The organism is Chromatiales bacterium, from assembly GCA_014323925.1.
Classification (GTDB): Bacteria; Pseudomonadota; Gammaproteobacteria; order Poriferisulfidales; family Oxydemutatoraceae; genus SP5GCR1.
In genome coordinates, this window is sequence record JACONC010000007.1 from 32,764 (window position 1) to 54,996 (window position 22,233).

Here is a 22,233-nt window from a genome sequence, read left to right on the forward strand (position 1 = left end):
TTTGTGCCTATGCAGTGACAAGTGCGGTGACAAGAATTATCAGTGCAGTAAAAATCACTATCATCAATCCCTATACTATAGTAGCCTAAGGTAGCCGCAGATAGCTGCGTGCTAGAGGTGTGCATAAATGCATGGTGGGAATGGCGCTACAACGGCGCATTAATATTAGGCGCGAACTGGCCTGAGCGGTTCGTTTCTTGCTAACACGGCGACCGCAGTGGAGTCGCTATAAACATTGACGCTGGTACGGCACATGTCAAGCACTCGGTCTACCGCAAGTATCAATGCTATGCCTTCCATGGGTAGTTGAAGTGCAGTCAGAATCAGGGTGATTGCAACTAGGCTTGCAGCTGGCACCCCAGCAACACCTATAGAGGTCATTAGTGCTAGCACCACTATCGTAAACTGGGCAGTGAAGCTTAAATCTACGCCGTACATTTGAGCGATAAAAATCACTGCAACACATTCGTAGAGTGCGGTGCCGTCCATGTTAATAGTAGCCCCCAGAGGTAATACAAAACTGCTAGCCTCTTTGGAGGCTTTCACTCTATTTCTTGCACAGTTGATAGTGAGTGGCAGAGTAGATGATGATGAGGCGGTAGAAAATGCCATCAATACTGCTGGCATCATAGCTCTTAAATATAAATAGGGATTTACTCCTGCGACGAGATAGAGTATCAGCGGCAGTACTATTAGAAAATGTATAGCTAGTCCACCTAGCACGGTTAGGAAAAATTGTAGCAGTAGTACAAAGACCCCAAGTCCCGATGTCATAACGACTTTTCCGACCAGTGCAAAAACGCCATAAGGTGAGAATTTGATAATCCATAATGTGATTTTCATCATAGTCTCGTTGAATGCGGTCCAGAAATTCAACATAGGGGATCGTAATTTAGCTTTTAATCTAGCTAGAAAAATACCAAATACTGCGGCGAAGAATATGATGCCTAATAACTGTCCCTCGGCGGCTGCCAAGACGATATTGGTCGGTATCATGCGTAGAAAAATACCAAATAAGCTCGTTTCCTCTTGTTTTTCTAAGCTACGCACGACAGCATCGTGCTCGGCGGATAGGTCACCCAGTTTAGCAAGACCGTCATCGATCAATCCGGGCTGGATAAGATTAACCAGCATGAGCCCTACGAGTATAGATACAGTACTGGTAAATACATAGTAGACCATGATTTTGACGCCCATACGAGCGAAATTATTCTTGGCTGCAACACCCGTAACTCCGACTATGATCGAAGAAAATATCAGCGGTACGACAATCATTTTCAGGGCATTTAAGAAAAGCTTACCGAAAAAATCTAGTATGTCGTGTATGACAACGCCGAATAATTCGGTTTGTTCATTAGTCAGCGAGCCTAGGATTACGGCAAGTGCTAGCGCAATAAATATCTGTATATGTAAAGCTGGTGCTTTCATTGCTTGTTGTTATCTATCGCTACTTGCGTTGCGTTGCTGAGTGCTTTCATCTTCGACGGTATCTGTTTCGCTGTCTTCCTCAGTATTTACGCTTTCGTCGGTTTCTTCCTCATTGCTTGTCTCAGTGCTTTCATTTTCTTCCTCTTCGTCTTCGTCTTTCCCTACATTGATTTCCACATCATGGAAGTCTTGCAGGCTTTCCAATAGCGCAACGGCTTCGCGATTTTTTAACGAATATATGACGGTAGTTTGAGAGGTTTCTTTGCCTGCTTGAATATCAAGCAACTCGATCAGAGCATGGTCATTGTTATAGTTAAAATCCATCTGCAGAGATTGGTATAGAGGAAGTTCACTAGAAGGTAGTGCTGAGAAACTTTTCTCTACGATAGGGCGAGGTATCGAAGTCTCATTGCGTTTGATATAGCCGGGGTCTTCAACTGTCCAGCGATTTTCGGTAGCCAGAGTATCTAAGTCTGTGTTGCCAGCTTGTATCTCTTGAATCCACTGAGCAGTGTTTTCACGAATTTTGTTATAAGCTTGTTGTAGTATCAGATTGGTAATAACATCTTGCAGTGCATCTTCAAACGATAATTGTACTGAGGGTTGAGTACCCGTTATACCGACGAAGAAAGCTCTTCTTCCTGGCTCTACCTCTATTAATCCAGTGTTGGTTCTTCCACCTTGTATTATTTCCGAGATTACTGTGGCTCTGATGCTTGGGTCTGCCAGGATGCTCTCTTGCTTGTTGAGATCTATGAAACCAGTGCTTTGCTTCTCGTAGCCCAAATTCGCTCTCACCGTACTGAAAAAGCCAGGCTCATCTTCAAACAAAAGCAAGTCTAATCTTTCAATCAAACCGGCGTAGCGTATACTAGCTCTTTGATATTTTATATCGCTGATTAATTCCTTGCGAACTTTCTTAAATGGTTTTTGTTCGGCTTCAGTGAGTTTGAGCAACTCAAAGATTTGGATGCCGTATTGGGTAGATATGGGATTGGTGTATTCTCCTTCAGCTAATTGCAAGACCGCATCGCGTACTTCGTCGTTGTCCAGTTCGTCGGCAGTCAATTCAGGGAGGATGCCGCCGCTTTCGGCAGTCAAGATATCGTCGGAATAGGTGCGGGCAAGGTCTGCAAAGTCAGCACCTTCTAAAAGCTCTAGATATAATTCATCGGCTTGTGAGCGTGCTTCGTCAGCGCTACGTTCATCGGTAGATATGAGAATATGACGCAAGTCGAATTTCTCTGGATAAAGATAATCACCGGCGCGTTCCTCGTAGTACTGTCGAGCTTCATCAGGCGTTACAATCTCTTCGGCTTCTAGTTTATCCATACTTATTTCTAAGTAATCAAATCTCGCCTTATAGGGTGATTGATATAATTCCATATTGGCGTCGTAGTGTGCTTGCGCTTGGTCAGTGTCTATGCTGTCGGGTTCAACGAAGTAGCTATAGTTCATAGTGAGGTAGCGTATTTTTCTACTCTGATCTGCAAGCTGTATGTAGCGCTCGCGTTCGCTGGGTAACACAAAGCTACTACTTTGTAGCATGTCTATAAATAGTTCTTTTTTTAGGTCTTCTCTTTGTATCCGTTCATAATCGGTTACGCTATAGCCGCTACGGGCGAGCAAATCCCTGTAAAGGTTTGCGTCAAAACTTTGGTTTTGCCTGAATTCTGGTCTGTTCCTGATAAACTCTGCGAGATCTCCGTCGGTAGCTTGCAGGTTATACTTGTTGATTGCTAGGATCATCAACTGCTGACTGACTATTTCACTGACGACGCTATCTTTGATTTCATCTTCGTCAAACCTAACATTAGCTTGAGTTTGTTCTAATTGTCTTCTTTTCTCTATAACTGCTTGTTCAAATTGAAACTCACTAATTTCTTGATCGTCTATCGCAATAGCGGTAGGGGAACTATCTAAGCCAAAGTATTGTTGTATGCCCCATAGTGCGAAAGGAATGGAGATTACTATAACGATTGCATAAGCAATCCAGCCAGTCGCTTTATCTCTAATTTTCGTCAGCATTTTCTATTAGCAATCAAAGTATCATTCGGTTGATAAGATATGGCGGAGTGGACGGGATTCGAACCCGCGACCCCCGGCGTGACAGGCCGGTATTCTAACCAGCTGAACTACCACTCCAACAGTTCTGTTAATTGCTTTTCCTTTTTTATGACTATGGATACTAGTATATTCATTAGTATCCATAGCATAACGAAATCACTCAGTTACCCAGTGGTGGGTGCTGAGGGATTCGAACCCCCGACTTCCGCCTTGTAAGGGCGACGCTCTACCACTGAGCTAAGCACCCCTTACTCCGTCAGGATAGATTAATTTAAGCTGTCTTTTAATCCTTTACCTGCTTTGAAAGAGGGTCTTTTACTAGCGCTAATTTGAATGCTTTCACCGGTCCGAGGATTACGCCCCATACGCGCTTTACTTTCCCGTACCATAAAAGTTCCGAAACCTACGATAGTAACAGATTGTCCTTGTTTCAAACTATTGGTGATTGCCGATATAGTTGCATCTAACGCCTTGCTTGCGTCTGCTTTAGTTAGGCTGGTATTGCTTACGATTTGATCGACGAGTTCAGATTTATTCATTTTCGTTTAGTCTCCTTATAAATGATGGTTAACAAATAATTTTGAAGATAGAAACTATCCCGGCTGTTTTGTTTGCTATCAGGATATTCTATAGAAGTATAAGTGCTAATTTTAGCAACAAAAATCTAAAAAAGTAAGAGAATATGATGAAATTTTCTTATTTTTATATCTATCGCCGTTTTTTTAATGTCTATGAACCCTAGTTGTCCGACCAGTTTTGCTGGGGATTCTTTTACCAGCAGGAATTTTTTCGGTTAATTTATCCTTGTATTGTGTCGGCACGGGCATTTCTGTCAAGGCTTCTTTTAACACCTCGTCTATCCATTGTAGCGGGCGTATATCTAATTTAGCAGTTATATTTTTTGGGATCTCTTTTAGATCTTTAGCATTGTCTTTAGGGATAATCACGGTTTTAATATGTGCTCTTTGCGCAGCTAGAAGTTTTTCTTTCAGCCCGCCGATAGCCAAAACCTCACCGCGCAGTGTAATTTCTCCAGTCATCGCTACATTAGAGCGTACCGGTATCTTGGTAATAGCCGATGTAATTGCAGTGCAAACCGCAATACCTGCGCTAGGCCCGTCCTTAGGTGTAGCACCTTCTGGTATATGTACATGGACATCGTGTTTTTCGTGGAAATCAGCTGCAACTCCGGAAACTTCGCTACGGCTTCTAACAATCGTCATGGCTGCTTGCACCGACTCCTTCATAACATCACCAAGCTGTCCGGTATGCGATAATCTACCTTTACCCGGCATCGTTGCACTTTCTACCGTGAGTAGCTCTCCACCCGCTTCAGTCCAAGCCAGCCCATTGACTTGACCTACACGGTTTTCTTCGTCAGCTATACCATAGCGGAACTTTCGCACGCCTAAGTATTGCTCTAAGCCTTTGCTGTCTACTTTTGTCGCTTTTTTGGCTTTGTTTTTACTCAAAACTAAAGATTTGACGACTTTGCGAGAAATCTTCATAATTTCTCTTTCCAGGTTACGCACCCCCGCTTCGCGGGTATAGTAGCGTATGGTATCGAGTATCGCATTTTCCGATATTTGCATCTCCTTTGATGCCAAGCCGTTTTCTGCCATTGCTTTTGGCATGAGATATTGGGTGGCTATGTTGAGTTTTTCATCCTCGGTATAGCCGGGGATTCTGATAACTTCCATACGATCGAGCAGCGCCGGTGGTATGAGCAAACTATTTGCGGTGCAAACGAACATCACATCGGAGAGGTCGAATTCAACTTCTATATAGTGGTCGGTGAAAGTCGAGTTTTGTTCGCTGTCTAGCACCTCAAGCAGAGCAGAAGCGGGGTCACCTCTAAAATCAGTAGACATTTTGTCAATCTCGTCAAGCAGGAATAGTGGATTACGCACGCCTATCTTTGATAGGTTTTGGATGAACTTGCCGGGCTGCGCACCGATATAAGTTCTGCGATGTCCGCGGATCTCGGCTTCGTCGCGCACACCACCTAAAGACATACGGGTAAACTTACGCCCAGTTGCGCTGGCGATTGATTTACCCAGAGAAGTTTTACCTACACCTGGTGGTCCGACTAAACATAGTATCGTACCTTTCACTTTCTTGGTGCGGAGTTGGACGGCGAGATACTCAATGATTCGCTCTTTGACTTTTTCTAGACCGTAATGGTTTTTTTCTAAAATTTTGCTAGCTTCACCTAAACTTCTTTTGGTGCGAGATTTTTTAGTCCACGGCATGCCAATTAGCCAATCCAGATAATTACGAACGACCGCTGCTTCGGAGGACATCGGTGCCATCATATTCAATCGCCCTAATTCTACGAGCGCTTTCTTTTCAGTCTCGGCTGGCATATTGGCTTTAGAGATGTTTTTACGATAATTTTGTGTTTCGCTGTCTATATTGTCTATATCACCAAGTTCTTTTTGTATCGCCTTCATCTGCTCGTTGAGGTAATATTCTCGTTGGCTTTTTTCCATTTGCTGTTGCACGCGACCGCGGATGCGCTTTTCGACTTTCAGAATATCCAGTTCTTCTTCTAATAGTGTCATCAGACATTCCATTTGTTGGTAGATGTCGTTGATTTCTAGAATCTTTTGTTTATTCTCGATACTTAAAGTTGTGTGTGTGGCAATTGTATAGGCGAGCCTATCTAAGGTTTCGGTTGTGGTGAGTGTTTGCAACACCTCAGATGGTATTTTCTTGTTGAGTTTGACATATTGGCTGAATTGATTCAAAACCAGACGCGCCAAGGTTTCAACTTTCTTTTCATTGGCACTAGATGTGGTTTCTCGTATCTTTAACTCGGCGCCGATGAATTTTTTATCCTTAGTATATCTAATAACTTCGGCGCGTTCGGTACCCTCTACTAGCAGTTTAATCGTATCGTCGGGTAACTTGAGCAACTGTAAGATATTCGCCATGGTGCCGACCGTATAGATATCCTTAGTTGTAGGATTGTCGGTATCGGCTTCTTTTTGGGTGATCAGCATAATTTGTTTGTTGCATTCCATAGAGAATTCAATTGCATTGATAGATTTTTTTCGCCCGATAAATAGCGGAATAACCATGTGCGGATAAACCACTACATCGCGCAACGGGAGAACTGGTAATATCAAGTCGGGGATTTCAGTTTTTACTTTGCTTTTCATAAGAATACTCCGTATGTTCAGTTTACTATAAGGTCCATTGGCTATATTTCAAGGTAAATTATCCTGCTTTCTTGCGTTGTGGCGATGTTTTATGCACTAATAATGGGGGTGTCTTACCTGCGGCGACGCTCTTATTAATGACGACTTTTTGGACATCATCGATTGACGGTAAATCGTACATCGTATTCAGCAACATGGATTCTATAATATTGCGCAAGCCACGCGCACCAGTAGACTTTGTCATCGCTCTCTGGGCAATCGTATTGAGTGCTTGAGGATGAAAATCTATCTCAACATTTTCCATACTAAACAGATATTGATACTGCTTCACCAAGGCATTGCGAGGCTCGGTTAATATGCGCACCAGGGTCTCTTCGTCGAGCTCATCTAATACCGAGAACACCGCCAGCCGTCCAACGAACTCAGGTATCAAGCCGTAGCCGATCAAATCTCTAGCTTCCACCTTATTTAATAGATCACTCAGTGTCCGATCATCGCTAGCACTAAGAATATTAGCTGCAAAACCGATACCGCTTTTATCAGTACGCTGCTGGATGATGTGATCCAGTCCAGCGAACGCACCGCCGCAGATGAATAGTATATTTTGAGTATTCACTTGTACGAGGTCTTGCTGCGGGTGTTTGCGCCCACCGTGCGGCGGTATTCCTGCAACGGTGCCTTCTATCAACTTAAGCAGTGCTTGTTGCACGCCCTCGCCGGATACATCGCGGGTGATTGAAGGGTTGTCTGATTTGCGGGAGATTTTGTCTATTTCGTCAATATAGACGATTCCTTGTTCGGCTTTTTCTATGTCGTAGTCGCACGCTTGCAAAAGTTTGTAAATGATATTTTCCACATCCTCCCCGACATAACCGGCTTCGGTTAAGGTGGTCGCATCAGCGATGGCAAAGGGTACATTCAATATTCGGGCAAGCGTTTGAGCAAGCAAGGTCTTGCCGCAACCAGTCGGTCCTATCAGCAGAATGTTACTCTTAGCAATTTCTACTGATTTATCGTTGTCGGGTTGGCTTAAACGTTTGTAGTGATTGTAGACCGCCACCGATAAAACCTTTTTGGCGTGGTCTTGACCAATCACATATTGGTCTAGAGTGTTTTTAATTTCTTGTGGCTTAGGGATTTGTTTGTTGCTACCGACTATTTGCGGTTCTTCTTTTACATCCAGTAAATCGTTACAGAGTTCTATACACTTGTTGCAGATATATGTCGACGGTCCGGCGATTAATTTTTCTACTTCGCGTTGATCTTTACCGCAAAAAGAACAGTGTATTAATTGGTCACTAGATTTGCTATTCTTTTTCACATCTTTGGTCATGTGCGTTCATTCATATCTAACTGCTATGATATAGCAAAATATTGAAAATGTCGCCACCTATGTATCTTATTTATAAAAATATTTACCAAAGATTAGGTTTGTCGTTGTGGTATGCGCCGATTAACAGCACTGATTTTATAGTTGCCTGATATAATGAACTAAATAATTTAACAAGAGCTGATACGATGCAATGTTTAGAATGTGGGAAAGACACTCCCTATTTAGATAACGAACACTTAGTGCAATGCTGCGGTTTGACCTTGCACGAGTACGCACTACGCCATAAGTTACCGCTGGATATACTCGTGCCACCGACACTATTAAATAAAACGGATGACCCAGCAGCTTACAGCTATAAAAAAAAGGCGGCATCGGATGACGCAAAATTGGTCCTCGCTGCACTCGCCGCAAGTGGTATGCTCAAAAGTGATGCAAATTTTTTATTGATAAACGGAGAAGTGCGCCGACTAGATTTTTTATTCTGGCTACAACTATCGCTGACCGATTACGGCTTTGAGTTTAAACAAGAATATATCTACAACGACACTACCCATCGCGTCGTTGCACTAAACCGATTGAAAACTCCGGCGCGCCCACTGGATAATTATCAACTAGCTGAACTGAAAAAATTAAGCAGTGACAATTTTTTAAGATTCGTTGCCATCACTATTGCGCTTAAAGCCGAGTTACACGGTGGCTATCTATTTTTACGCTATAGTGAAGACCGCTATGCCGATTGGATTGCCAGCCGATTGGATGAGTCGTTTGGGATTCGATTGATAAAATTGGCTGCGGTAGGTGGCACGGAGGTCCTATTGCGTAGCGAAACGCATGCCGACAGTAATGCGTTGCTACATCTTGTTGAGAGAATACTGGACGAGATGCCTTGTACTCGTGAGCGTTTTTATCGAAAAACACCACCGGCATCGGTTACCAAGGAATTGGTATTTGATGCTGCTCACTTTATCACCGACCACACTGGCAACTGCGCCAATTTGCACGGTGGCCGCTACAACCTGCATGTGACTATCTGCGATTCGATAGACCCATATAACGGCTTCGTGATGGACTACGGTTATATTAAAGCGGTTGTTACCGAACGGGTGATTAAAAAGCTCGATCATAAAAGTCTCAATTTTAGTGACTCGACACTGAGCTGGCGCTCGTCAACGGAACTATTGAGTGCATTTATCTGGCAACAATTGATAGACTATTTGCCTAACTTATCCGAGTTGTTGATTTACGAGACCGATAGTTCTTATTGTCGCTTTAGCGGCGCGTCGTTGGAAGATCTGCAAAATGGTGTACAATGCATGCCTTCAGCATTCGGACACAAGCAGTTGGGGCACTCGCCTATACGCAGGCGTGCATTGAGAGCAACACATCCGGTCCGCTTTGATTTGGTGGCTGACCACGACAAACAATGAAGCTATTTATTGACAGCGCAGATATAGAAGAAATTAAGCAAGCGGTTGATACCGGCATCGTTGATGGTGTCACTACAAACCCAAGTTTGCTAGCAAAAAGCAAAATTGCTCGACAAAATAAGCTAAGCGTACACGATTATTATGAGAAAATCTGCGCCCTAGTGGGTGGCGATGTGTCGGCGGAAGTCATTGCAACTGATTATTCGGCGATGGTTGAAGAAGGTAGAGAATTAGCCAACATCAGTCCAAATATTGTCGTCAAAGTGCCGATGACACAAGCCGGAATAAAAGCGATAGGCACGCTCAAAGAAGCTGGCATACGCACCAATTGCACATTGATATTCTCAGTCTCGCAAGCCTTATTAGCAGCCAAAGCGGGAGCCTTTTATATTTCGCCTTTTATAGGTCGGTTAGACGATGCTGGACAAATTGGTAACGGCATGCAGCTGGTAGAACAGATTTGCGATGTCGTCGGATATTACGGTTTTACTACCCAAGTATTAGCAGCGTCAATTAGAAGCCTACAACATGTAGAGCAGTGTGCCGAAGTCGGTGCCGATGTCGCAACTTGTCCGTATGGTGTGCTTGAAGCCATGTTTAAGCACCCGTTGACTGATACTGGGCTGAAAAAATTTTTGAGCGATTATGCAGAAGCAAAAGACTAAAGGCAATAAACCTCAGGCAAGCCAAAAACAAGAACCGCAAAGTTCGTCGTTTACGGTGCGAGCCGACGGCAAGCTACCGACAATTATGTTTGATGTCGAGCTAAGCCCAGCAACGCTGAGTGATAGGAACTATCATAGCCCTATCAGACGCAAATGTAGGGTGATGTGGAGTACTGGTGCGGTACGCTCGCAATTATCCAGACGCCTGATAGAAGAGCTCTCGCTTGAAGCAATCGTCAAAGAAGAGCGCAATAAGCAACAGTTATTTTATGTTCTTGATGTTTATCTCCCGAATAGAGTGCGTATGGCTAAAGTTGAGATGACTGAGATAAGTCAGCCGTTGCCACATCCCGATATTGGATGTATCATCGGCATGGATATTATCTCTCTGGGGGATTGTAGCTTGTCGCATAGTGATGGCAATACATTTTTTTCCTTTCGCGTACCATCGCTAGGCGGTATCGATTATGTTGAACAAGCGAATAAGAAAAAAACCTCGCCGCGCTCACCGACTATGGTTCGGCGCAATCAAATGTGCCCTTGCGGTAGCGGTAAAAGATATAAGAACTGCTGCGGTCGTTTAGTCTAGATATCTAGAGGATTTTAGTCGAAAAATATCTTAAAAATATCTTATAAGGCCTAGCGCCCCCCTACAACCATCTTCCAACACACCATCTTAATTCGGCAAGTTTATCGCCCAATCGTGTAACGCTGGAGACTTGCAATATCCTTTAAGCAATGCGCAGATGTGAAGCCAGCGCTTTGCATGAGTTGTGCGGTTATGGTAGCTTGTTTTGGGCTGTGTTCGATCAGCAATGTCGCTTGCCGCTTAAGATGATTTCTGGCACCTGCGATCACTGCCTTTAACGCGGCGCAGCCGTTGTCTTCGGCGTATAGGGCAAGTTCGGGTTCAGCCGAAATCTCTCGATCATCGGCATCTACATCACCAGCGGCTATATACGGCGGATTGCTAATAATCCAATCAAAATGCTCATCTATGTTTTGGTACCAATCACTGTGCTTTAGAGTGATATTGCAGCGGTGTAGCTGCATATTCTTTCGGGCAATATCCAGCGCTTGCAACGAGACATCGCTTGCCACGATATGTAGGTCGGGACGGTGATAAGCAATCGCGATCGCAATGTTGCCACAGCCGCTACCTAGATCCAACAATCGGCCGCCCTGCGGTAGCCAATCAATTGCATAAGCCACTGCAACTTCGGTTTCTGGGCGAGGGATTAATACCGCTTCATTGACATAGAAATTGAGACCATAAAACTCTTGCTGTCCTTTCAAATAAGCCAACGGCTTGCCATCGTTGCGCCTTTCTATCAGCTGCTTCAAGCGGCTGATTTGTTTGCTGCCGAGCCTATATTCCGAATGCGCATAGAGCCAAGCACGGTCCTTGCCCAAGCTATAAGCTAATAGATAGTCACTGTCGTCGGTGCAGTATGGGGCAAGTGTTTGGCGTGTATAGCGTTGTGCGCTTTGTATATCCATCGGGTTTATTCTTTGCTGAGTTCGGTTAACAGGTCGGCTTGGTGCTCGTTGACTAAGGGAGTAATAAGCATATCCAAGTCGCCTTCCATTAATTGCGACAACTGATATAGCGTCAAAGTGATGCGATGGTCGGTGACCCGACCTTGCGGGAAGTTATAAGTGCGTATACGCTCGGAACGGTCACCGCTACCGACTAGGTTGCGGCGGTTTTCGGCATGTTCTTGTTCTTGTTTACGCCTTTCCGCATCCAATAGCTTGGCTTGCAGCAATGAGATAGCGCGCATTTTATTTTTATGTTGAGATCGTTCGTCTTGACATTCAACAACGATACCACTAGGGCGGTGTGTGAGCCGTATTGCTGAGTCGGTTTTATTGACATGTTGTCCGCCTGCACCCGATGCTCTGAATGTGTCTATGCGCACTTCGCTCATATCTATTTCTATATGATCGATCTCCTGCGCTTCGGGCATCACAGCAACAGTTGCCGCAGATGTATGGACGCGTCCTTGTGATTCGGTCTCTGGCACGCGCTGCACGCGATGCGCACCCGATTCAAATTTTAGGCGAGAGTATACTGCTTTGCCTTTGATTTTGGAGATAATTTCTTTGAAGCCACCGTGTTCACCTTCGCTCAAATTGAGTATTTCAATTTGCCATCTCTTTCGTTCCACATAACGACTGTACATGCGAAACAGATCCCCGGCGAAGATAGCCGCCTCGTCGCCGCCAGTGCCAGCACGGATTTCTAAAAATATGTCGGCTTGATCGTGCGGATCTTGTGGAATCAGTAACTGCATTAGTTTGTTTTCTGATACCGCCTGTTCTTGTTGTAGGTGTTCAATTTCATCCTGAGCGACGATGCGCAGTGCCTCGTCTTGCTCGTTGAGTAACTCTGCGGCTTCGGTTATTTTAATTTCGGTATCTTGGTATGTCGCATAGAGTTTTACTATCGGATCTAGCTGCGCATATTCTTGTCCAAGTTTTTTGTATTTTTCCTGATTTTGCATCACTTCTGGTTTGCTAAGCTGTAATGCTATTTGCCGATGGTGTTCGGCTACAGTTTCCAATTTTTTAAGTATTGATGCTTTCATTTTTTATCTTCGTCGTTGCTGTACAATTGGCTGACCGTTTCAATCAAATCTGCATCGCCGTACTCGGCAGCTCGGTTGAGCATTTCAATGGTGCGATGCATCAGTTTGGCACTTAGCGTATGCTTTAGATATTCTAGGGCATGTGTCGGTTCTTTGCCTTGGCTGATTAACTCAAGCGATTTTCTATACACCTCGTCGGCTTGTTCGTCAGTGTCGGTTTTCAGGCGTGCGATCAAATGTGCAGCCTGTCTGGTGTTGCACCACCGTATAAAGTGTTCTATTTCTGTAGCGATGATTGTTTGCGCTTCAGTGACGGTATCCAAGCGGTGGTTTTTATTGATATCTATGATGCGGCTTAAGTTATCTAAATTATAGAGATAGACATTTTCAAGTTCGCCGACCGATGATTGTATATCACGTGGCAAAGCCAGATCGATGATACAAATTGTGTTCTGCTTGCGCGCCTTTAACGCCTGCTCGACTGCAGATCTAGCGAGTATGGTGCGCTTGCTCGCTGTGCAACTAATAATCAAGTCAAAATGATGGAGTGATGGCGCAAGCTTGTCTAGAGAGAGCGTGTTCGCATCCATTTCAGATGCTAGTCTTTGGGTATTTTGGGGTGACCGACCGGCGATGGTTAACGAGCCGATGTTTCTGTTTTTGAGCTGTATTGCTGCTGCTTTGATCATATCACCGGAGCCGATCATCAATGCCTGTCGAGTAGATAGCGCAGCAAATATTTTCTGTGCTACCGCTATTGCAACCGATGCGTAAGAGGTTTTGTATTGCCCCAGAGCGGTCTCGCTGCGCACTCGCTTTGCAGTGTATAGTGCGTGTTCAAATAATTTATTCAACTCGGCATCGCTACGCTTGTTGGCAAGCGCGATGCGATACGCAGTTTTGACTTGCCCTAATATTTGCGGTTCACCTATAATCTCCGATTTAAGACCACTGGCTACGGAGAATAAATGGCGTACTGCATCACTTCCATCTAATTGAAAAAAATACTCGGCGTTATCGGCATAATCAATGTCTCCTAAACTACACAACCACTTGCTGAGCTGTTGCATTTGTTCTGCGCTCTTTGTTTGCGTATAAATTTCGCAGCGATTGCAGGTCGATAGTACCACCCCGTGTTTGATCCGCAGCTGCTTTTCAAGGTCGGACAGTGTATGCGGGATAGCCTCTTCCGTCAGGCTCAACCGCTCGCGTAGTGCAAATGGAGCGGTAAGGTGATCAAGACCGACGACGGTAAAATTCATTGTTTGAGCGGTAAAAATATAGATTGTAATATGCCAACGCCTAGTTTATCAGAAGTTAGGCATTGGTTGTCGCCACTTGCGAGAACCAACTTGCATCTTGCCAACCCTGAATATGGTGCGGTAATGCGGATGAGCTTTGGCTCGTCCCCATCTGTTCAACGCTTGGTTTAGTGCTGTAGTTCGGATGTTTCACTCAAAGCTCAAAGAATAAATAATGCCAAACTAGCTTTAATTGATGCTTGATTTGGTTGCGTGGGCTGAGAGAAAAGATTCCAAAACTTACTGGAGCAGGTTATAGTATATTTTGCCATAAAGCATAAAGAGTAAATAGAAATGTTGGGGATTACTTTATACAATTTATTAAAACGGATACCTGATGCGACTGATGAGGAAATAGAAAAAGCAGTTGCCGATGTTACCAGCACAAAAGACTTGCCGACAAAAGACTATCTAGACGCGGTTATAGCAAAACAAGATGCTAGATTGACATGGCATCTGGTAATAGCAATAGGGATATACACTGCGATTATTAGTTTTATGACTAACATGCTTTTGTAAATTAAATTTTTTATAAAAGACTCATTTTGTGTACCTGCACCCAGTGTATCCGAGTCTAGTAATTTGCTTTATCCCGTATAATATGGACAATATATTATTTTTTACAACATGGAGGTGAGTATGGCTGAATTTGATCAAGAGTTGGATACCAGTGGTTTGAATTGTCCGTTGCCGATATTGCATGCTAAAAAAGCGTTGGCGAAGATGGAACAAGGGAAAGTATTACATATCATTTCGACCGACGCTGGTTCGGTCAAAGATTTTGAAGCATTTTCCAAGCAGACTGGCAACGAGTTGCTCGAATCTAAGGAAGAGAGCGGCAAGTTTTATTTTTTGATGAAAAAAGTATGACTGTAAATTTATCCTTATATATTGCGCAATATAACCGTGCATGAGCACATCACTAAGGCACATATTCTCTATTTTGCTGGCTAACGAATCGGGTGTGTTAACGCGTGTTTCGGGGCTTTTTTCGGCGCGTGGATATAATATCGAGTCGTTAACGGTTGCTCCGACGGTTGATAAATCGTTGTCTCGCATGACGATCGTCACCACTGGCGAGGATAAAGTCGCTGAGCAAATCGGCAAACAGCTACACAAGCTGATTGATGTAATAGAGGTGTCGGACTTCTCCGGCGAGAAACATGTAGAAAGGGAAATGTTGCTGGCTAAAATTGCCAACGATAATAATGAAGAGCGTACTCAAACTATCTATGAATTAGCGCAAGATTGTGGTGCCGAGGTTATCGAATGTTTGGATAAATTTTGCGTGGTACAAATGATGGCAGCAGGTTCGCAGATAGATAATTTCATAAACAAAGCAAAAGCACAGCATCATCGGATTCTGGAAGTTGCCAGATCCGGTGCGATCACATTGAGCAGAAGTGCACATATATTAGGAGGTAATCAATGAAAATCTATTACGATAAAGACGCAGATCTATCTTTAATAAAGTCTAACAAGGTCGCGATTTTAGGTTATGGCTCTCAGGGGCACGCCCACGCCAACAACCTTAAGGAATCAGGTGTTGATGTAGTCGTTGGTTTGCGCAAAGGTTCGGCATCCGAAACTAAAGTTAAAGCTGCCGGTTTGGATTGTCAATCGGTTGAAGGAGCGGTTGCAGTAGCCGATGTAGTGATGATTTTAGTACCCGATGAATTCCAACCCGACCTCTATGCAGAAAGCATAGCACCCAACTTAAAAGCCGATGCTGCGCTCGCTTTTGCACATGGTTTCAATATACACTTCGGACAAATAAAACCCCAAGCCCATCATGATGTTTTTATGGCCGCGCCCAAAGGTCCTGGGCATTTGGTTCGCTCTACCTATTTATCTGGACAAGGTGTGCCAACCTTGATAGCCGTTCATCAGAATAATTCTGGTCACGCCAAGGAGTTAGCGCTGTCTTATGCCGCAGCGATTGGTGGCGCGCGAGCCGGGGTGATTGCGACTAATTTCAAAGAGGAGACTGAGACTGATTTATTTGGCGAGCAGGCAGTGCTGTGCGGTGGCTTAGTTCAGCTGATACAAAATGGTTTTGAAACTCTGGTGGAAGCGGGTTATGCTCCGGAAATGGCTTATTTTGAATGTTTACACGAGATGAAGTTAATCGTTGATTTGATGTACGAAGGCGGTATTGCCAATATGCATTATTCTATATCCAATACTGCCGAATACGGTAGCTTTACACGCGGCCCGCGTGTCGTAGGAGAGGAAAGCAAGCAAGCGATGAAAAAGATACTAGAAGAGATTAGATGTGGCGAGTTTGCACGAGATTTTATCAGCGAGAATAAAGCCGGTGCGCCGGTATTTTTTTCAATGCGTCGCCGCCTAGCCGAGCATCCTATAGAAAAAACCGGCAAGACCTTACGCAGTATGATGTCGTGGATTGCCGATCAGCGGTTGGTCGATAAGGATAAAAACTAACTCTCAATACAATGCAAGAATTCAAAGGCAAGGCATCAAAGAAAGGTATTTTTCTACTGCCTAGTGTGATTACGCTGGCCTCATTGTTCAGCGGTGTCTATGCGATGACCAAAGCGTATGCTGGCAATTACGAAGCGGCGGCGATTTTCGGGTTGCTCTGTGTTTTGCTCGACGGATTAGACGGCAACATTGCTCGCTTGACCAATACGGTTAGTCGTTTCGGTGCTGAGCTGGATAGCCTAACCGATGCCATCGTATTCGGCTGCATCCCAGCGCTGATCGTTTATCAGTGGTCGTTTGTTCATATTAATGAGTCCGGTTGGCTGCTCGCTAAGATAGGCTGGCTGTCGGTATTTTTTTATATCTCGGCAACCGTTTTAAGGTTGGCGCGCTTCAACGCACAACAAGATACGCTAAAGAAGTATTTCAGAGGAATGCCCTGTCCAGCGGCAGCAGCTTTGATAATGAGTTTTATCTGGGCATACGAAGACATTGGCTACAGCGGTGCCGAAGCGATAACGATGAGTTGTGTCATTCTCATTGTCAGCGGTATTGCGATGGTCAGCAACCTAAGCTACTTCAGTCTCAAGCAAATAGAAGTAGGAAGAGTGCCGTTGGTTGGCGTGTTGGCAGCGATCAGTGTGCTGATTATAGCCGCTTTAGATATTCCTAAGTTTCTATTGCTCATATCCATATTGTATTTATGCTCTGGTTTATTTTTATGGCTTACCAGATTGTTTAAGAAGCGAATGTCGTATAAGGAATCACCGTCATCGGATAGAACAAGATAGATAACGGTGATAACAGTAGCCAGTGCAAAGTTTAAGCATCATCTCAGGCGGGCAAAGCGGTGTTGATCGGGCCGCTTTGGATGTTGCTATGGAATTGGAAGTGCCTTGCGGTGGATGGTGCCCACAAGGCAGACTAGCCGAAGACGGTACTATCGACGCACGCTATCCGCTAAAAGAAACTGCCACCACCGATTATACTCAGCGCACGCAGTGCAATGTTGAGGATAGTGATGCAACCGTAGTCGTTTATTTCGACCAATTGGAAGGTGGCACCAAGTTAACGGTTGAGTTCTGTCATCAAGCGCACAAACCGATGTTATTGATTGACGCCAATGCACAGGGATTTTCGGTTGCTGTTGATAGGCTATTGGATTTTATTCGTGACTACAAACCGCACCGCTTAAATATCGCCGGTCCTAGGGCGAGTAAACAGTCCGCTGCATATGCTTACACCAAAGCGTTATTGACCGCCTGCTTGACGCAGTTGCAGATAACCTTGATGGCTACTAAACCGACTGCCGATGCCTAGAGATGGATTCTATAGAATTACTGCAGAAGATTAAACATCAGCACGACTACTACAATCGTTGCCTGACTTTATCGTTGGCTGCCGTCATCGGCTTGGTCGGGCTTGGGTTGTGGTGGGCAGAAGTTCCGTTACTTGACGAATATAAAATCGCAGTCGGCTTGGTGATGATTTTATTAGCATTCATCTTTTTCAACATTCCGTATTTTGTATACCGATTAATGCGCCGACGTTATCGTGGCGACGACCGAATGATGCAGCTAATCGGCAAACGGTGGTATTTTTATAAAGTCAATATTATCAACCGCTAGCTTTTTTGCGCATCGCGGTGACGGTGGCGTAGACGACCAGAATAATCGCTAGCCAAGCACTGGTCGCCCAGCCGTTATAAGAGTCATAAGGTCCGACCAGAAAATTCCAATCCGATTGCGCGTTGAAGTCGGAGAGTTTTTTATCTACTTTAAGCGTCAGTATCCAGCCGCTGTGTATGCCTATGCAAGCCCACACGCTCGCTGTCTTCAGTCGTACTATGCCGAGCAATACACCCGCTAGAAATAAACTCACCGCAGTGGCTAGATAATCGCTATGCCAGTGGTCGGCTATGCTATCGGTGAGTATTATCAAGCCGTGGTACCAAGGTGCATCGGTTGGTAGTTCGGCTCCTTTGATGCGAGCGAAGTGTATCACTGAGAAAAATAATGCGCAGAGAAATAGCGCAGTCGTCGGTCTTTTTTCTCTCAAAAAACCATCGAACAAAACACCTCTGAAGAAAGTTTCTTCTATTAAAGAAACAGCAAACGCAGCAAGCAATAGCGATGCAAGTTTAGCGATAAAGCTAGACCAAGCAAATCCCGATATATCTAGCACTCGTAGCTCCGAGAAATGAAACAACAGTGTAACTGGTAGCATCATTAATATACCAACGATAAAGCCGTAGCCTAGCAACTGACTCCCGCTGTGTGTTCGGTATGCAACCGACCAACCGACATTTTTATAGTGTAGCAATCCTTTATATTTGAGGATTGCAACAATCGTCAACAGAATTGCCAACATTGCTAACCGTTTGCCGAAGTTGTCGAAATCGGTTAACCGGTCGACACCGAATAATTGATATAACGGTGTAGCGATTAAACTGCTGATTAAAATCGCTGCTACTACGGAGAATAGAAAAAGCAAAAACAGGCGCATGACTTAATTATTTTAATTGGGCAAATCCATTATAATAGACTATTTTAATACCATGCGTTGAATGTCGTGCGGAAGTGGCGAAATTGGTAGACGCGCTGGCTTTAGGTGCCAGTGGGATATTCCCTTGAGAGTTCGAGTCTCTCCTTCCGCATATCAGTGATGGATTTTTTAAGACTATAATAAGCGTGCAACAATATATAGATCAATGAACTGTCGAGTAGAAGAAACAAACACTTTCGGTCGCAAACTCCACATCGATATATCGGCGGAGGATTATAATGCCGAGCTTAATCTAAAAATCCGCAAGCTGTCTACGACGGCTAAAGTGAAAGGTTTTAGACCAGGCAAGGTGCCGGTAGATGTAATCAAACGCTATTACGGTGCCGATATAGAAAAAGAAGTTGCAGACACCCTAATGGCTAAAAGTTATCAAGAGGCGATTATGGAATATTCTTTTAAGCCAATGGCGACCCCTGAGTTTGACGATATAGCATTTGATAAGGATAAAGGCATTCATTACACTGCCTACATAGAGGTGATACCCGATATGCAGTTAAACATTGACGGTCTTGCGCCTGAGAAGCCGATATGCGAGATAGTGGAAGCTGATATAGATATTATGGTCGAAAGATTACGCAAGAGTCATGCAAAATGGCAACCTAAAACGGAAGGCGCTACTGATGGCGATAGATTAACGATGGATGTTGAGATGCCTGCAGAAAAAGGTGTGGTGCCAGACCCTCTCGTTGATAAGAGCATTGTATTGGGATCAAATTTTTTGGGTAAAAACTTTGATAGTCAATTAGAAAATGTGTGCGCTGGTGAACGCAGAGAGGTCGTGATGGAATCTTTTGGCATTGGTGAGAATAGCGATGAAAATGCCGATGACAAGAAGTGTAAAGTGCATGTCAAGCAGGTGGAAGAGGCTATTTTGCCAGAACTGAATGATGATTTTTTCAGAGCCTGCGAGATCAAAGAAGGTGGTTTGGAGACTTTGCGTCGCTTATTAAAAGAGGGCATGGAACGGCAACTAGATATCAATTTAAAGAATTTATATGCAGACAACATAAAGAATACAGTCATAGAAAATAACCAGGTAGACATCCCTCCGGCTATGCTCAAAGAACGCATCGCGGCAATGAAAGAGAGACTGATGCAAAACAATCCCAATAAAGATTCCGCCAGCAATCAGATGCCCGAAGAGTTTTTTGAAAAGCATGCAACTGAACAAGTTCGTCTCAATGTAATATTCATCCACCTTGCGGATAAATATAGCTTAAAAGCGAGTCGCCGAGAGTGCGATGTCAAAATTGCCGAACTTGCTACTGATTATGCAGACCCTAGCAAAATAACCAATTACTATAACAACAATGCCGAGGCCTATCAATCGATACAGGGGATGGTGCTGGAGGATAAAGTGGTTGAGCTGTTGGCAGAGAAAGTTAATCCGAGTGAGAAGCAGTATTCTTTTTACGATATAGTCGGCAAAACCGATCAAGCATTAGGAAGATAAAGGAGAGCAAAGATGAAAGATGGTGAACAGACAGCACTGAATTTAGTGCCTATAGTGGTTGAAAAAACTGCTCGCGGTGAACGTTCGTACGATATATATTCGCGGTTGCTCAAAGAACGGGTGATTTTTGTTGTCGGTGCTATTGGTGATCAAATGGCTAATTTAATCGTTGCACAGATATTATTTTTGGAGTCGGAGAACTCCGATAAGGAGATTTCTCTCTATATAAACTCGCCGGGTGGATCGGTGACGGCAGGTCTGGCAATCTACGATACCATGCAGTTTACTCGCCCGCAGATCAACACTTTGTGTATAGGGCAAGCGGCAAGTATGGCGGCTATCTTATTGGCTGGCGGCACACCCGGCAAACGCTATTTGTTGCCGCATTCCAAAGTGATGATTCACCAGCCGATGGGCGCTTTTCAAGGACAAGCGAGCGATATCGACATACACGCCAAAGAGATTATTAAAACACGAGAAAAATTAAACCAATTACTTGGCAAACACAGTGGGCAGAGTATTGCTAAAGTTCGTCGCGATACCGAACGCGATAATTTCATGAATGCCGAAGAAGCACTTGACTATGGTATTGTTGACAAGATACTCAAGCACCGGGATCGCGCAACTGATAAATAATATGTTAACTGCCCTTCGCCATATACGGCAAGGGAAGAGTCAATTAAAATGTCGATCATGTCCGAACTGTGATGTGACAAGGCTTAGCAGGCTTAGCCGCTATGCCTCAATAGCGAGAGCTTAGGAAGCAGTTTGATAAATGCCGATCGATGCTTTGCCGTTTGCGTATGCCAGTTTTCTAAATGCTTGTTGAGCATCACTGCTTTGCGACTCTCCCCACAGTTTCATCGCCAGTTGCTGTAAAGCACGGCCGTAAGAGAAGGTGAGTCGCCAGGGTGCGTTTTCGGCATCAGCCAATCTGTTGATTGCGTCTAGATGTGCCGTTGCTTTATCGTCGCTCTGTCCGCCGGATAGAAAAGCGATGCCCGGCACGATGGCCGGCACGGTAGATTTTAAGCAAGCGAGGGTTCGGTTGGCAACCGTATAAACATCGGCTTGGTCGGGGCAATCGCTTCCCGATATAACCATATTAGGTTTTAGAACGATGCCGTCGAGTTGAACGCCTTGCATGCGTAGTTGGCTGAATACTTCATTCTGTGTGCTTTCGGTCACTTCATAGCAATCGTCAATGCTGTGGTGTCCGTCCATCAATACTTCGGGTTCCACGATTGGTACTATATCTTGCTCTTGGCATAGTGCTGCGTAGCGTGCTAAGGCGTGCGCATTTGCCTGTATGCACGCTGCAGACGGCATATCACCGCCGATGGTGATAACTGCCCGCCATTTTGCGAAACGCGCACCCATAGCGGCATAATCTTGCAGTCGTTCTCTTAGCCCATCCAAGCCTTCGGTGACTTTCTCGCCTTCGTAGCCAGCGAGTGCTTTGGCACCTTGGTCTACTTTGATGCCGGGTATGATGCCTCGCGCTTCTAAATGTTTGGCAAAAGGGATACCGTCGTTAGTTTCCTGGCGTATGGTTTCATCAAACAAAATAGCAGCGGAGATATGTTGTTCTATGTCCGGGGTGGTGACCAACATACTGCGGTAGCTCTTTCGGTTCTCCTCAGTCGTGGGAATACCCAATGCTGCAAATCGCTTGTCGCAGGTCGGCTTGCTCTCGTCCATCGCCAAAATCCCCTTTGCTGGTGCGACCATCGCTTGAGCCGTTGTTTGAAGTATTTTTGAATTCATAAGCAGCGATTATACGAATTTAAAAAA

At 44.5% G+C, this 22,233-nt stretch carries 22 protein-coding genes and 3 tRNA genes; 13 read left to right on the top strand and 12 right to left on the bottom strand.

Going from position 1 to position 22,233, the window contains the following annotated elements; all coding sequences use genetic code 11:
* Positions 1–165: 165 nt before the first annotated feature.
* The 7 genes from GDA45_04400 to clpX all read right to left on the bottom strand — a co-directional run bounded on the left by GDA45_04400 (position 166) and on the right by clpX (position 7,992).
* On the bottom strand, positions 166–1,428 hold the full coding sequence (locus GDA45_04400; GenBank protein MBC6414160.1) for a dicarboxylate/amino acid:cation symporter: 1,263 nt from the start codon (positions 1,426–1,428) through the stop codon (positions 166–168).
* Positions 1,429–1,437: 9 nt separating this feature from the next.
* Positions 1,438–3,456 carry a SurA N-terminal domain-containing protein gene (locus tag GDA45_04405; GenBank protein ID MBC6414161.1) on the bottom strand — a complete coding sequence of 673 codons (2,019 nt, stop codon included), beginning with the start codon at positions 3,454–3,456 and terminating at the stop codon, positions 1,438–1,440.
* A 40-nt stretch (positions 3,457–3,496) separates the two neighbouring features.
* Positions 3,497–3,573, bottom strand: a tRNA-Asp gene (locus GDA45_04410).
* A 94-nt stretch (positions 3,574–3,667) separates the two neighbouring features.
* A tRNA-Val gene (locus tag GDA45_04415) sits at positions 3,668–3,742 on the bottom strand.
* A 19-nt stretch (positions 3,743–3,761) separates the two neighbouring features.
* The gene (locus GDA45_04420; protein MBC6414162.1) at positions 3,762–4,034 is read right to left on the bottom strand and encodes an HU family DNA-binding protein; all 273 of its coding nucleotides are present in this window, start codon (positions 4,032–4,034) and stop codon (positions 3,762–3,764) included.
* Between the two features lie 183 nt (positions 4,035–4,217).
* Positions 4,218–6,659, bottom strand: coding sequence for an endopeptidase La (gene lon, locus GDA45_04425; protein ID MBC6414163.1), 2,442 nt, complete (start codon positions 6,657–6,659; stop codon positions 4,218–4,220).
* 58 nt (positions 6,660–6,717) lie between these two features.
* Positions 6,718–7,992 (bottom strand): ATP-dependent Clp protease ATP-binding subunit ClpX, encoded by a 1,275-nt coding sequence (gene clpX / locus GDA45_04430; GenBank protein ID MBC6414164.1) that lies wholly within the window; start codon positions 7,990–7,992, stop codon positions 6,718–6,720.
* Between the two features lie 185 nt (positions 7,993–8,177).
* Here clpX and GDA45_04435 point away from each other — a divergent pair, with 185 nt between their 5' ends.
* Genes GDA45_04435 through GDA45_04445 form a run of 3 tightly spaced genes read left to right on the top strand, consistent with a single transcriptional unit; the run spans position 8,178 to position 10,673 of the window.
* Positions 8,178–9,419 (top strand): 6-carboxytetrahydropterin synthase, encoded by a 1,242-nt coding sequence (locus GDA45_04435; protein ID MBC6414165.1) that lies wholly within the window; start codon positions 8,178–8,180, stop codon positions 9,417–9,419.
* Positions 9,416–10,084, top strand: a complete 669-nt coding sequence (gene fsa / locus GDA45_04440; GenBank protein MBC6414166.1) for a fructose-6-phosphate aldolase — start codon at positions 9,416–9,418, stop codon at positions 10,082–10,084. The genes GDA45_04435 and fsa overlap by 4 nt, the downstream gene beginning before the upstream one ends.
* On the top strand, positions 10,065–10,673 hold the full coding sequence (locus GDA45_04445) for an SEC-C domain-containing protein (GenBank protein ID MBC6414167.1): 609 nt from the start codon (positions 10,065–10,067) through the stop codon (positions 10,671–10,673). Before fsa ends, GDA45_04445 begins: the two co-directional genes overlap by 20 nt.
* Positions 10,674–10,774: 101 nt before the next feature.
* Here GDA45_04445 and prmC read toward each other — a convergent pair whose 3' ends face one another.
* Genes prmC through GDA45_04460 form a run of 3 tightly spaced genes read right to left on the bottom strand, consistent with a single transcriptional unit; the run spans position 10,775 to position 13,937 of the window.
* Positions 10,775–11,584: a peptide chain release factor N(5)-glutamine methyltransferase gene (gene prmC, locus GDA45_04450; protein ID MBC6414168.1), complete on the bottom strand. Its 810-nt coding sequence runs from the start codon at positions 11,582–11,584 to the stop codon at positions 10,775–10,777.
* Between the two features lie 5 nt (positions 11,585–11,589).
* Positions 11,590–12,675, bottom strand: a complete 1,086-nt coding sequence (gene prfA / locus GDA45_04455; protein MBC6414169.1) for a peptide chain release factor 1 — start codon at positions 12,673–12,675, stop codon at positions 11,590–11,592.
* Positions 12,672–13,937, bottom strand: a complete 1,266-nt coding sequence (locus GDA45_04460; GenBank protein ID MBC6414170.1) for a glutamyl-tRNA reductase — start codon at positions 13,935–13,937, stop codon at positions 12,672–12,674. Before GDA45_04460 ends, prfA begins: the two co-directional genes overlap by 4 nt.
* A gap of 333 nt (positions 13,938–14,270) precedes the next feature.
* Between GDA45_04460 and GDA45_04465 the strand changes: the two genes are divergently transcribed.
* The 7 genes from GDA45_04465 (at position 14,271) to GDA45_04495 (ending at position 18,049) form a co-directional block, all read left to right on the top strand.
* The gene (locus tag GDA45_04465; protein MBC6414171.1) at positions 14,271–14,495 is read left to right on the top strand and encodes a hypothetical protein; all 225 of its coding nucleotides are present in this window, start codon (positions 14,271–14,273) and stop codon (positions 14,493–14,495) included.
* 120 nt (positions 14,496–14,615) lie between these two features.
* Positions 14,616–14,846 carry a sulfurtransferase TusA family protein gene (locus tag GDA45_04470; GenBank protein MBC6414172.1) on the top strand — a complete coding sequence of 77 codons (231 nt, stop codon included), beginning with the start codon at positions 14,616–14,618 and terminating at the stop codon, positions 14,844–14,846.
* 40 nt (positions 14,847–14,886) lie between these two features.
* Positions 14,887–15,408, top strand: a complete 522-nt coding sequence (gene ilvN, locus GDA45_04475; GenBank protein MBC6414173.1) for an acetolactate synthase small subunit — start codon at positions 14,887–14,889, stop codon at positions 15,406–15,408.
* Positions 15,405–16,421, top strand: a complete 1,017-nt coding sequence (gene ilvC, locus GDA45_04480) for a ketol-acid reductoisomerase (protein ID MBC6414174.1) — start codon at positions 15,405–15,407, stop codon at positions 16,419–16,421. Before ilvN ends, ilvC begins: the two co-directional genes overlap by 4 nt.
* 11 nt (positions 16,422–16,432) lie before the next feature.
* Positions 16,433–17,212 (top strand): phosphatidylcholine/phosphatidylserine synthase, encoded by a 780-nt coding sequence (locus GDA45_04485; GenBank protein MBC6414175.1) that lies wholly within the window; start codon positions 16,433–16,435, stop codon positions 17,210–17,212.
* A gap of 22 nt (positions 17,213–17,234) precedes the next feature.
* Positions 17,235–17,741 carry a putative molybdenum carrier protein gene (locus tag GDA45_04490; GenBank protein MBC6414176.1) on the top strand — a complete coding sequence of 169 codons (507 nt, stop codon included), beginning with the start codon at positions 17,235–17,237 and terminating at the stop codon, positions 17,739–17,741.
* A gap of 2 nt (positions 17,742–17,743) precedes the next feature.
* The gene (locus GDA45_04495; protein ID MBC6414177.1) at positions 17,744–18,049 is read left to right on the top strand and encodes a hypothetical protein; all 306 of its coding nucleotides are present in this window, start codon (positions 17,744–17,746) and stop codon (positions 18,047–18,049) included.
* On the opposite strand, the gene GDA45_04500 is transcribed toward GDA45_04495, so the two are convergent.
* Positions 18,039–18,926: a CPBP family intramembrane metalloprotease gene (locus tag GDA45_04500; protein ID MBC6414178.1), complete on the bottom strand. Its 888-nt coding sequence runs from the start codon at positions 18,924–18,926 to the stop codon at positions 18,039–18,041. The two genes, GDA45_04495 and GDA45_04500, sit on opposite strands and share 11 nt — an antisense overlap.
* Positions 18,927–18,994: 68 nt before the next feature.
* On the opposite strand from GDA45_04500, the gene GDA45_04505 reads away from it, so the two are divergent.
* From GDA45_04505 to clpP, 3 genes are all read left to right on the top strand, one after another.
* Positions 18,995–19,077: transfer RNA gene (locus tag GDA45_04505), tRNA-Leu, on the top strand.
* 54 nt (positions 19,078–19,131) lie between these two features.
* Positions 19,132–20,439 carry a trigger factor gene (locus GDA45_04510; protein ID MBC6414179.1) on the top strand — a complete coding sequence of 436 codons (1,308 nt, stop codon included), beginning with the start codon at positions 19,132–19,134 and terminating at the stop codon, positions 20,437–20,439.
* 12 nt (positions 20,440–20,451) lie between these two features.
* Entirely contained in the window at positions 20,452–21,075 is a 624-nt protein-coding gene (clpP, locus tag GDA45_04515; protein ID MBC6414180.1) for an ATP-dependent Clp endopeptidase proteolytic subunit ClpP, read from the top strand.
* Positions 21,076–21,195: 120 nt separating this feature from the next.
* Here clpP and GDA45_04520 read toward each other — a convergent pair whose 3' ends face one another.
* Complete coding sequence (locus GDA45_04520) at positions 21,196–22,206, bottom strand: fructose-bisphosphate aldolase class I (GenBank protein MBC6414181.1); 1,011 nt, start codon at positions 22,204–22,206, stop codon at positions 21,196–21,198.
* Positions 22,207–22,233 lie beyond the last annotated feature (27 nt).